The 10,199-nt window shown below is 66.7% G+C and carries 10 protein-coding genes and 1 tRNA gene; 4 read left to right on the top strand and 7 right to left on the bottom strand.

Annotation, left to right across the window (positions count from 1 at the left end):
* From ACIQF0_RS20855 to ACIQF0_RS20845, 3 genes are all read right to left on the bottom strand, one after another.
* Positions 1–181: DNA repair ATPase (locus ACIQF0_RS20855; RefSeq protein WP_401031425.1), on the bottom strand; the 181-nt coding region annotated here is incomplete at its 3' end.
* The gene (locus ACIQF0_RS20850; protein ID WP_401031423.1) at positions 178–2,103 is read right to left on the bottom strand and encodes an SPFH domain-containing protein; all 1,926 of its coding nucleotides are present in this window, start codon (positions 2,101–2,103) and stop codon (positions 178–180) included. The genes ACIQF0_RS20855 and ACIQF0_RS20850, both read right to left, overlap by 4 nt.
* 2 nt (positions 2,104–2,105) lie before the next feature.
* On the bottom strand, positions 2,106–2,633 hold the full coding sequence (locus ACIQF0_RS20845; protein WP_360045388.1) for a hypothetical protein: 528 nt from the start codon (positions 2,631–2,633) through the stop codon (positions 2,106–2,108).
* 92 nt (positions 2,634–2,725) lie between these two features.
* Here ACIQF0_RS20845 and ACIQF0_RS20840 point away from each other — a divergent pair, with 92 nt between their 5' ends.
* Both ACIQF0_RS20840 and ACIQF0_RS20835 read left to right on the top strand, forming a co-directional pair.
* Positions 2,726–3,523, top strand: a complete 798-nt coding sequence (locus tag ACIQF0_RS20840; RefSeq protein WP_401031422.1) for a TIGR03619 family F420-dependent LLM class oxidoreductase — start codon at positions 2,726–2,728, stop codon at positions 3,521–3,523.
* Between the two features lie 11 nt (positions 3,524–3,534).
* Positions 3,535–4,443 carry a CobW family GTP-binding protein gene (locus ACIQF0_RS20835; protein WP_401031420.1) on the top strand — a complete coding sequence of 303 codons (909 nt, stop codon included), beginning with the start codon at positions 3,535–3,537 and terminating at the stop codon, positions 4,441–4,443.
* A gap of 2 nt (positions 4,444–4,445) precedes the next feature.
* On the opposite strand, the gene ACIQF0_RS20830 is transcribed toward ACIQF0_RS20835, so the two are convergent.
* The 3 genes from ACIQF0_RS20830 to ACIQF0_RS20820 form a co-directional block, all read right to left on the bottom strand.
* Positions 4,446–5,468 (bottom strand): serine hydrolase domain-containing protein, encoded by a 1,023-nt coding sequence (locus ACIQF0_RS20830; RefSeq protein ID WP_401031418.1) that lies wholly within the window; start codon positions 5,466–5,468, stop codon positions 4,446–4,448.
* On the bottom strand, positions 5,465–6,583 hold the full coding sequence (locus ACIQF0_RS20825; RefSeq protein WP_401031416.1) for a serine hydrolase domain-containing protein: 1,119 nt from the start codon (positions 6,581–6,583) through the stop codon (positions 5,465–5,467). The genes ACIQF0_RS20830 and ACIQF0_RS20825 overlap by 4 nt, the downstream gene beginning before the upstream one ends.
* 100 nt (positions 6,584–6,683) lie before the next feature.
* Positions 6,684–7,757, bottom strand: coding sequence for an aldo/keto reductase (locus tag ACIQF0_RS20820; RefSeq protein WP_401031414.1), 1,074 nt, complete (start codon positions 7,755–7,757; stop codon positions 6,684–6,686).
* Between the two features lie 208 nt (positions 7,758–7,965).
* Between ACIQF0_RS20820 and ACIQF0_RS20815 the strand changes: the two genes are divergently transcribed.
* Together ACIQF0_RS20815 and ACIQF0_RS20810 are read left to right on the top strand one after the other, a co-directional pair.
* Positions 7,966–8,041: transfer RNA gene (locus ACIQF0_RS20815), tRNA-Lys, on the top strand.
* Between the two features lie 162 nt (positions 8,042–8,203).
* Complete coding sequence (locus ACIQF0_RS20810; protein ID WP_093595949.1) at positions 8,204–8,935, top strand: hypothetical protein; 732 nt, start codon at positions 8,204–8,206, stop codon at positions 8,933–8,935.
* 405 nt (positions 8,936–9,340) lie between these two features.
* Here the strand turns inward: ACIQF0_RS20810 and ACIQF0_RS20805 are convergent, their stop codons facing one another.
* Complete coding sequence (locus tag ACIQF0_RS20805) at positions 9,341–10,195, bottom strand: acyl-CoA thioester hydrolase/BAAT C-terminal domain-containing protein (RefSeq protein ID WP_401031412.1); 855 nt, start codon at positions 10,193–10,195, stop codon at positions 9,341–9,343.
* Positions 10,196–10,199 lie beyond the last annotated feature (4 nt).

Genomic DNA, 10,199 nt, shown 5'->3' with positions numbered 1-10,199 from the left:
CACGCGGCACGCAGTTGTTCTCGGTCCGGATGCGTTCGGTGGCAACGAGTTCGAGGGCAGTGCTGCCGAACGTCTCGACGCGCCGGTCGTTCAGCGCCTCGGTGCTGCGGGCGAGCGCGGTGGCCTGGTCGGCCAGCCTCGCCCGCAGCACCTCGTAAGTGCCCGCGTCGAGCTGTGTCATGCGGTCTGGCCGTTGTTCTTGGCCATCTGGGTCAGCGCGATCGCCGCGGCGATGTTCTGCGCGTCACCCGTGGTGAACGAGCTGAGGATCTTGGTCAGGTCCTCCGGGAAGTTCGCCGACCCGTCCATCCACTTGGAACCCAGCGCCTGCACCACGTCCGAGCCGCCGACGAACCCGTCGACCTGCTTGCCCGCGGTGATCGAGCTGGCGATCCGGTCGAAGAACATCGTGTCGCCACCGATGATGTCGATGTCGGCCTTCTCCAGGCCGGCCGCGAGCACCATGGCCTGGGCCTCGGCGATCTCGCGCTGCACGTCGATGCCCCTGAGCCGGATCTCCTTCTCCGCCTCGAGACGCAGCCGGTACTCCTCGTGCTCGCGAGTGGCGGTGTCGAGCGCGGCCATGGCCTCCGCCTTGTGCGACAGGCCTTCCGCCTCGCCCTTGAGACGTTCCTTGATGCCCTCGGCGTCGGCGAGCGCCTTCTCGCGGTCGACCACGGCCTCGGCGCGACCGAGCGCCTCGGACGCGGCGGCGTCGCGTTCCTTGACCAGCGCGTCGGCCAGGCCCTTCGCCGCGGCCTCGGCCTGCGTGCCCTCGGCGAGACGGATCTTGGAGCGGGTGTCGAGCTCGGCGGCCTTGTTGCGCGCCTCGGCGAGCACGACCTCCTCGCGGGCCTTGTGCTGCGCGGACTGCTCCGCGGCCTCGGCGGCCTTGATGTCCTTGACCAGCGACTCCTGCGCCTCGGCCTCGGCGCGGATGATGACCTGCTGACGATCGCGCTCGGCTTCCTCGACCGCACGCAGGCGCTTGATGTTCTCCTCCTGCTCGGCCACGGTCTTCTCGACGGCGACCCGCTCGCGCACCAGGTCCGCGATCGCGCGGCGTTCGTGCTCGAGCTCCTTGTCCTTCTCGATCATGCGCAGCGAGGTCTCGCGTTCGCGGGCGATGACCTCCAGCATGCGGTCCTTCTCGATGCGCTCGGTCTCGACGGCGATCACGCGCTCGCGGTTCTTCTCGGCGACGGCGATCTCGCGAGCCTTGTTCTCGGTCTGGATGCCGAGCTGTTCCTCGGTGCGGATGAAGGCGGTGTTGGCCTTGAGGCGTTCCTCGGCCTGGACCTTCTGCGTCTCCGCCTCCTGCTGCGCGCGGGCGGTCTCGATCTCGCGCTTCTGCTTGATCTCCGCGTCGGCCTGACGCCGTTCGAGCTCGAGGATCGCCTCACGCGCGCTGACGTTCTGGCGCGTGATCTCCTTCTCCTCGTTGCGGGTGAACTCGTTGGTCTTGACGTGCTCGATCGCGGTCAGCTCGGTGATCTTGCGGATGCCCTGCGCGTCCAGGATGTTCGCCGGGTCGAGCTGCTTGAGCGGCGTCTGCTCCAGGTAGTCGATGGCCGCGTCCTCGAGGCTGTAGCCGTTGAGGTCGGTGCCGATGACCTGCACGATCCGATCGCGGAACTCGTCGCGGTGGGTGTACAGGTCCACGAAGTCGAGCTGCTTGCCGACGGTCTTGAGCGCCTCGGAGAACTTGGCGTTGAACAGCTCCTGCAGCGTCGCCTCGTGGCTCGCGCGCTCGGTGCCGATCGCCTGCGCGACCTTGATGACGTCCTCGACGGTCTTGTTGACCCGCACGAAGAACGTGATGCGGATGTCCGCGCGGATGTTGTCGCGGCAGATCAGGCCCTCGTTGCCGGCCCTGCGGATCTCGATGGTCTTCACCGAGATGTCCATCGTCTCGCAGCGGTGCAGCACCGGGAGCACAACGGTTCCCGTGAAGGTCACGTCGACCTTGCGCATCTTCGAGACGATCAGCGCCTTGCCCTGCTCGCACTTCTTGAAAAGTCTGCTCAGCGTGATCAGTGCCAAGATCAGCACGAACGCGCACACGGCGATCAGCACGATCAGCCCCGTAGAGATCGCACCCATGTTCAGCCCCCTGTGGTGATGTCCACGACCCAGAAGAACTCGCCCTCTGCGTCGTAGTCGAAGATCAACGCGGTCTGGCCCGCCTTGAGATCGGTGCTCTGCGCCGCTCGCACCTGAACGACCGCCGTACCGCCGTCGTCGGCGGTCACCTCGGCCTGCCCGTACCGCTCGGTGACCCTGGTCGTCCTGACGATCGCGGTGCGACCCACGAAGTCGTTGCGGGACGCCGGTTTCTCCGGTTTCGTCCAATTCCTGACCGGGATGAGAAGGATCTTCGTGACGAGCGCGCCCACGAGCAGCGATCCGGCGAGGATGGCGTACCGGAGCGAGCCCTCCGGCGTGAGCACCGTGCCGACCAGTGCGGCGAACCACGTGATCACGACGAACATCGAGATGGAGATCGGCAGCACCGGGGCGTCGAAGTCCAGGCCCACCAACGCCACCGTGAGCCAGTAGGCCAGCACTATCAGCAACGAAAAGCTGAACACCACGGTCGGAAACGCCAGCGCGGCAGCCAGGAACTCGGTCATCATCGCCCCCCTTCTCGCCATTCTGATGCGCGAAGCGCCTGTTCCGTTGCACTTTCGGGAATGATCGATGCAAATCGATAGTTGGCCCGATCATGGACATCGGGGTGCAGGGGCTCAACATCGGCGGCCACGCGGGACCGGACGAGACGCGACGGCTCGCCCAACTGGTCGAATCGCTCGGCTATCGATCGTGGTGGGCGTCTGATCACGTGGTGCTGCCGTCACCGCGCGTCGACCCGTCACCGTCCGAACCGGACGCCGTGATCGTGGATCCGCTGACGCACCTGGCTTATGTGGCGGCGGTCACGTCCACGCTGGAGCTCGCCACCGGCATCGTGATCCTGCCTCAGCGCAACCCGCTGGTGCTCGCGAAGCAGGTGGCGTCACTGGACCTGCTCAGCGGCGGCCGGTTCACGCTCGGCGTCGGAGCCGGCTACCTCGAGCCGGAGATGACCGCGGTCGGCGTGTCGTTCGACGACCGCGGCGCGCGGACCGACGAGTACCTGGACGCGATGGACCAGCTCTGGCACGCGCCCTCGCCGGCGTTCGCGGGCAAGTTCGTGTCGTTCTCGGGGGTGGACGCGCATCCCCGGCCGTCCAACGTGCGCGTGGTCGTGGGCGGGCACAGCGGCTCGGCGTTCCGGCGAGCTGTTTCGCGGGCGCAAGGGTGGTTCGGCATCGGGACGCCTGAAGAGATCCGCGGCCACCTGGCCCGGTTCCCCGAGCGCCCCTCCGGCTTCCGGATCAGCGTGTCGGCGTCGGTGCCGCTGTCCGCGTCGGTCGTGCGCGAGTACGAGGACCTCGGCGTGGACGAGCTGGTCATCTACCCGCCGATGTTCGACGGCACCGTGGAAGAGGTGCTGCGCCGCAACGCCGAGTTCACCGGCTAGCCTCGGACGTCGTGATCCCCGTCGTCGTGCTCGCCGGCTTCCTCGGTTCCGGCAAGACCACCCTGCTCAACCACCTGCTGCGCACGTCCGGCGGCACGCGGATCGGTGTCGTGGTGAACGACTTCGGGCGGATCAACATCGACGCGTTCTCCGTCTCCGCCCAGGTCGACTCGATGGTGTCGCTGTCGAACGGCTGCCTGTGCTGCGCGGTCGACGGCACCGAGCTCGACGGCATGCTGGAGAAGCTCTCGTCGGCGGACCTGGACGTCATCGTGATCGAGGCGTCCGGGCTCGCCGAGCCCGCGGCCATGGTCCGGATGGTGTTGCAGGCGCCCGGGGTGTCCTACGGCGGGCTGATCTACGTGGCCGACGCGGTGGAGCTCGGCGCCGTGCCTCATCTGGAACGCGATCTCGCCCTGGCCGATCTGGTGGTGCTGAACAAGGTCGACCGGGTTTCCGAACTGCCTTCGCTGCCTTGTTCGGCACCGGTGCTGCCGGTCTCGTTCGGACAGATCGATCCGGCGTTGCTGTTCGAGGTGCGGCCGCCGGACCTCGGTCCGCGCCAGCTATCGTTCGACGACCTGGACGACCACTCCACGCACACGCACGCCTCGTACGACAGCGTGTCCTTCGAGCTCGAGGATCCGTTGCACCCCAAGCTGTTCATGGACTTCCTGAGCGCGCGACCGGAGGGGTTGTTCCGCGCCAAGGGTTTCGTGCGGTTCCCACTCGGCACCTTCATGCTGCACACCGTCGGCGCGTCCGTCTCGTTCACGCCGGTCGACGACGCCCCGACGCAGCTGGTGCTGATCGGGGCGGGCATCGATCCGGAGGCGCTGACGGACTGGCTGACGGCGTGCGTCGCGGACGGACCGGTCACCGAGCAGGACATGCTCTGGGTGCTCCGGTACGCCCGCTGACGTCACTTCCTGCAGAGCGCGGTGTCGATCACGTCGAACACCTGCTGGAACTTCTTCATCGGGTCGTCGCCGAACGTGCCGGGCAACGCGGTGAGCGTGACCGCCGCGCTCTTGCCGCTGTCGGTCGCACCGCCCAGCGACGCCCAGCCGTGGATCGACCCGCCGTGGCCCCACCAGACCCCGCCGCAGCTGAGCTTGGTGCTCTCGAGCCCGAGGCCGTAGGCGCTCTTCTCGTCGACCGTGACGGCCTTGCGCATCTCGTCGAGCTGCGCTTTCTCGAGCAGTCCGCCCGTGAGCAGCACCTCGAAGAACCTGGCGACGTCAGCGGGCGTGGAGACCATCGCGCCGGACGCCCAAGCGGCGGACGTCTCGATCTCCGTCGCGTTGACCACTTTCGACTTCGGGTCGAGCAGGTCGCTCAGCGCGTAGGCCTGGGCGTGGCGGCCGCGGATGCGTTGCTCGCCCTGGTTCGGCCAGTACGTGTCCTTGAGACCGGCCTTGGTGATGACCTTCTGGATCGCTTCGCCGACGGGGCGTCCGGTGACCTTCTGGATCAGCAGCCCGGCGACGACGTAGTTCGTGTTGCTGTACTCGTACTTCTCACCCGGCTGGAAGCTCGGCGGCTTGGCCAGCGCGGCGTCCAGCAGGTCGTGCGGCGCGAAGTACCTGTCCCGGATGTCGGCGATCTTCGGGACCCCGACGTCGAGCACGTAGTCCGGCAGTCCGCTGGTGTGCTGCAGGACCTGGCGCACGGTGATGCGGCCGTCCTTGATGTGCGGCACGTACTTGTTCGCGGGCCCGTCCAGCTCGACCTTGTTGTCGGCGACCAGTTGGAGCGTCGCCACCGCCACGAACGACTTGGTGATGCTCCCGATGCGCACCTGCCCGTTGACGGGAGCGTTGCCCCGCGCGTGGTCGTGCCCGTTCACATGCGCCTCGACGCCGGGCGTGCCGTCCTTGACGATCTGGTCGAGTTGCTGGGGGACGAGGAGAGTCAGCGCCGTGAGCGCCGCGACCGCGATCACTTGGCACCGCACAGAGCAGCGTCCACAGTGGCCAGAACCGCTTCGTGGGCCTTACCGGCTTCTTCAGCCGTGTCCTGGAAAGTACCCGGCAACGCCGTGACAGCAACGGAGAACGCCCTGCCGCTGTCGGTGACCCCGCCACGCGTCTCGTAACCGTGGATGTCGCCACCGTGACCCCACGACCGGCCACCACAGGACAGTGGCGCACTGGCGATGCCGAGCCCGTACTCAACGCCCGGCCACATCTCACCTGCGGTGTCGACGGTCTTCTTCATCTCCGTCAGCTGAGCCGGCGGCACCAGCTTGCCACCCAGAAGCGCCTGGTAGAAGGCGTTGAGGTCCTTCGTCGTCGAGATGATCTGGCCGGCCGCCCAGCCCCAGCTCGGGTCCATCTCGGTGACGTCCTCGATGCCGTTGCCGGTCCTCGCATACCCCTGCGGGTGCTTGCCCTTGATCGTCTGGTCACCGACACCGGGCCAGTAGGTGTCCTTGAGGCCGGCCTTCCTGATGACCCGCTGCTCGACGTTCTCCGCGATCGGCCGCCCGGTCACCTTCTGCGTCAACAGGCCGAGCAGCAGGTAGTTCGTGTTGCTGTACTTGAACTTCACGCCCGGCTCGCCCGTCACGGGGTGCGCGTTCGCGACGTCCAGCAACTCGCGCGGCTCGAAGTAGCGGTGCCGCTGCTCCTCGAACTTCTCAAGCCCCATGAACTCGGTGTAGTTCGCGAGCCCGCTGGTGTGGTTGAGCAACTGCCGGACCGTGATCCGGTCGTCCTTGATCGCTCCCGGCAGGTAGTGGTTGATCGGCTTGTCGAGCTCGACCTTCCCCTCACCGACGAGCTGCATGACCACCACGGCAACGAACGCCTTGGTGTTGGACCCCGCCCGCACCTGCCCGTTCCTGGGCACCGGAGTCCGTTTGTTCAGCTCGGACGTGCCCGACGTGTAGGCGCTGGTCCTGCCGTTGCCTTCGGTGATCGTCGCCAACGCCGCCGGGAACTCGTGCTGCTTCGTGAGCCCGTCGAGCTGCTTCTGCACATCGCTCGCCGGCGCGGCCATCGCCGTTCCGCTGAACAACATGGCCGCTGCCAGCACTCCTACCAGCGTCTTCTTCATCCTGTGCCTCCCCTTGCCGTGGTGAGGACAAGATTTCCAACCAGGCACCGGTTGTCGCAGTCACGCACGCTTCCGTTCTCGGGGTGGAGCAGGCTCTACCTCAGTAGCGAACGTCGCTCTGCAGCAACGGCGGATAGACGTTCGACGCCTCGCCATCAACCGTCGTACCGGCGAACTGCAACATCGCCCGCAACTCCCCGTGAAGGCCGGCGGGGTAGTTGAGCTCGGGCCGCGAGATGCTGCTGAGCCTGGCGACGTGCTCCCGCGTCAGCGCGACCTCGTCGAGGTTGCTCTCCAGGTGCTCCAGCTTCCGCGCCCCGATGATCGGCACGACAGTTCCAGCCTGCGCCCGCAACCAGGCCAACGACACAGCCGCAGCGGTCGCGTCCGTCTCCTCCGCGATCTCCGCGACGACGTCGATGACCTTGAACTCCTCCTCGCTGGGCCCACCCACGAACTTGGCCCGCTCAGAGTCGCCGACCTGCACGTTCCTCCGGTACTTGCCCGACAGGAACCCGTTCTTGAGCGGACTCCAAGGCACCAGCGCCATCCCCAGGTCCCGGGCCATGGGCGCGATCTCACCCTCGACCGTCCGCGCCAGCAACGAGTACTCGACCTGCAACGCGACCAACGGCGTCCACCCGTTGAGCAGCGCCATGGTCTGCGCCTGAGCCGTCACCCAAGCAGGCACGTTGGAGAACCCGATGTACCCCACCTTGCCCGATCCCACCAGATCGTCGAGGGTCCGCATGGTCTCCTCGATCGGGGTGTTCCGATCCCAGTTGTGCATCCAGTAGAGGTCGAGGTAGTCGGTTTTCAACCGCCGCAACGTCTCGTCGAGCTGCCGGCGAATCGATCCCCTTCCACCCCCGCCGCCATTCGGATCGCCGGGGAACATGTTGAAGAAGAACTTGGAAGCCAGCACCACCCGCTCCCGATTCCCGTGGTGGGTGAAGAAGTCGCCGAGGATCTTCTCGGAGTGCCCGTTCGTGTAGAAGTTGGCGGTGTCGATGAAGTTCCCGCCGCGGTCGAGGTAGGCCCTGAGGATCTTCTCGGACTCCTCCACACTGCAGCCGGCGGCCCCGGGATCCTCACCGAAGGTCATCGCGCCAAGAGCGAAAGGGCTGACCCGCAGGCCGGAGCGGCCCAGGGTGACGTAGTGGTCGAGCGGCATCGTCTCGGCTCCTCTGACTCGTCGTTCTGACACCTCCAATTCCAGCCCCGCCGCCTTCCCGGCGGTACGACGATCCGGCTCCCTTCTTGCCCGATCCTCTCCTCTGCTCGTCGTTGGGCCTGGTCCAGCCGTGGCGGCGGTGCGTCAACCGTGAGGTTGGCAACCCGGAGGACATGCGGAGGTGGAGATCGGTAGGCTGTCCCGGCGAGGGCTGCTAGCTCAATTGGCAGAGCAGGAGACTTTTAATCTTCGGGTTCAGGGTTCGAGTCCCTGGCGGCCCACCAAACCCCCAGGTAACAGGCCTGGGGGTTTCGCATCTCCAGACCACCGATACACCTTTGACGTGCTTTACGCGGCCACGAGCCCCTCACGGCGGCCGGCTGAAATCGGGTGCAGGCACGGCTTTCCGGCACGTAGGGTGCCGCGAGACCAAAGGGGGGTGCGGCATGACGAAGCTGAACCAGATCATCGCGGTGGAGAAGAGTGTCAAAGGGGGCACGCTTCGGGACCTCACCGACGCGCATCACGGGCTGCAGAAGCCCGCGCTGCTGGCCGGTATCTCCCGGACGTACCAGCCGAAGGACGAGGACGGCGAGGTGTTGCCGCCGGAGTCCACTCGTGTGCAGATCAAGGCCGAGGACGTGCTGCGGAAGACGGCCGGTGTGATGACCCGGCTCTTCGACGTCACGGCGACCAAGGACTGGGCCAACTGCGTCGCGAAGGCCGATGTGGTGGTCGACGGGCAGACGTTGCTTCGCGACGTGCCTGTGTCGTACCTGCTGTTCCTCGAGAAGCAGCTGACCGACCTGCACACCTTCGTGAAGAAGCTGCCCTTGCTGGACGCGGCGGAGGACTGGAACTTCGACGAGTCCGCCGACTACTGGCGCACCGAGCAGGTGCGGACGATCCGCACCAAGAAGGTGCCGCGCAACCACGTCAAGGCTGAGGCCACGGAGAAGCACCCGGCGCAGGTCGAGGTGTACTACGAGGACATTCCGGTGGGGTACTGGACCACCGTGAAGTTCTCCGGTGCGCTGCCTGCCCGCCGGGTCAACGAGCTCGTCGACCGGGTGGAGAAGCTTCAGCACGCGGTGAAGTTCGCCCGCGAGGAAGCCAACAACATGGAGATCACCGACCAGCGCGTCGGAGAGGTCGTCTTCGACTACCTGTTTCGGTAGCGTCCACAGACTCCCCCGCTGGAGCGCGGGGGTGCGCTCCCGATTGGGAGCGTGAAAGCTGAAACTGAAACGTCAGCCTGAACCACTCGGTCACAAGTGCAGGTTCGAATCCTGCTCCCGGCACCATCGCGCCGGGGTAGCCCAATCGGGAGAGGCAAGCCGGGATCAAGCTCAGACTCTCGCTCCAGAATCAGCATTTCCGCCGAACGCCAGATCAACCGAGAACGGACAAGACTCGCCGAGGTGCAGGTTCAAATCCTGCTGGCCGCTCTACCCGTGCGGCCGTAGCTCAACGGCAGAGCGCGGCGACCTAAGGACTGATCCGACTCTTAAACGTCGCTGGTGTGCGCAAATGGGCGGCAACCCGGGGCCCTGGACTGGACATGTCCGGGGCCCCATCCGCGTTCAGGTGCCGCGCAGTGCGTTCAGGACGTGCGGCCAGGCAGCCGTTCCCAGGGCCCTGTCTTCTGCTTCTGTGCCGCCGTAGCAGAGGTACGTCGACGGGCTTGCGGGTTCTTCTCCCGGCAGGCGGGGGCGGTGGCCCGCGGCGGGTCGTTCGACCAGGACGGTGGGGAGTCCGGCGGCGAGTCTGCGGTCTCGCAGTGTTCTCGCGGCGGGCAGGGAGGGCCAGGTCTGGTCGTCTCCGCCGGCTACCAGGACCAGTTCGGCCTTGGTTTTCTCCGCTGGGATGGCCGCGGCCTCGTAGTGGTCGGGGTAGTGCTCCTGGCTGTGTTCGTACCAGCCTCGCAGGGGGACGAAGCCGTCCTCACGTGGTTTCGGCTCCCAGGTCTTGTCGCGGGGCACGAACGGGAGCGGTTCGCCTTGCCAGGTCCACGACGAGCGCCACGGGTGGCTTTGGCCGTCTGTTCCCGCGCCGAGGTTCGCCCAGGTTACTGAAGGTGGCGACAGGGCCACGACGGCGGCGGTGCGCTGGTCCAGAATGGACAGCCACAACGCTGCTTCTGCGCCCTTGGACAGGCCCAGCGCGGAGAGTCTCTCGGCGCCTTCGGTCTGGAGGAGGTCCAGGCCTGCGCTGAACGTTTCCAGCGGGACCTCGCAGATCCCTGGCGGCTGGTCCTCGCCGCCGTACCAGCGAAGTCCCAACGCCATCAGGCCGGCGCGGGCCAGGAGCCTGCACCGGTCGAGCGTGCCGGGGCCGTAGGAGCCGTGCAGGACCAGCACTCCCGCACGGCTTCCGGCACGAGGGCGCACGAGCACGCCCTGCACGGCACCGGTGATCTCCTGCTCGACGACGTCCAAGAAC

The organism is Lentzea sp. NPDC092896, from assembly GCF_044754905.1.
In the GTDB taxonomy this organism is placed as follows: Bacteria; Actinomycetota; Actinomycetes; order Mycobacteriales; family Pseudonocardiaceae; genus Lentzea.
The sequence above is the reverse complement of the archived record's forward strand: the minus strand, read 5'-3'. Positions and strand labels throughout refer to the sequence as shown.

Bases quoted from the DNA above. Each gene is read 5' to 3' on its own strand.
- ACIQF0_RS20840 (WP_401031422.1), top strand. From the start codon at position 2,726: ATGGACATCGGGGTGCAGGGGCTCAACATCGGCGGCCACGCGGGACCG.
- ACIQF0_RS20850 (WP_401031423.1), bottom strand. From the start codon at position 2,103: ATGGGTGCGATCTCTACGGGGCTGATCGTGCTGATCGCCGTGTGCGCG.
- ACIQF0_RS20820 (WP_401031414.1), bottom strand. From the start codon at position 7,757: ATGCCGCTCGACCACTACGTCACCCTGGGCCGCTCCGGCCTGCGGGTC.
- ACIQF0_RS20845 (WP_360045388.1), bottom strand. From the start codon at position 2,633: ATGACCGAGTTCCTGGCTGCCGCGCTGGCGTTTCCGACCGTGGTGTTC.
- ACIQF0_RS20825 (WP_401031416.1), bottom strand. From the start codon at position 6,583: ATGAAGAAGACGCTGGTAGGAGTGCTGGCAGCGGCCATGTTGTTCAGC.
- ACIQF0_RS20810 (WP_093595949.1), top strand. From the start codon at position 8,204: ATGACGAAGCTGAACCAGATCATCGCGGTGGAGAAGAGTGTCAAAGGG.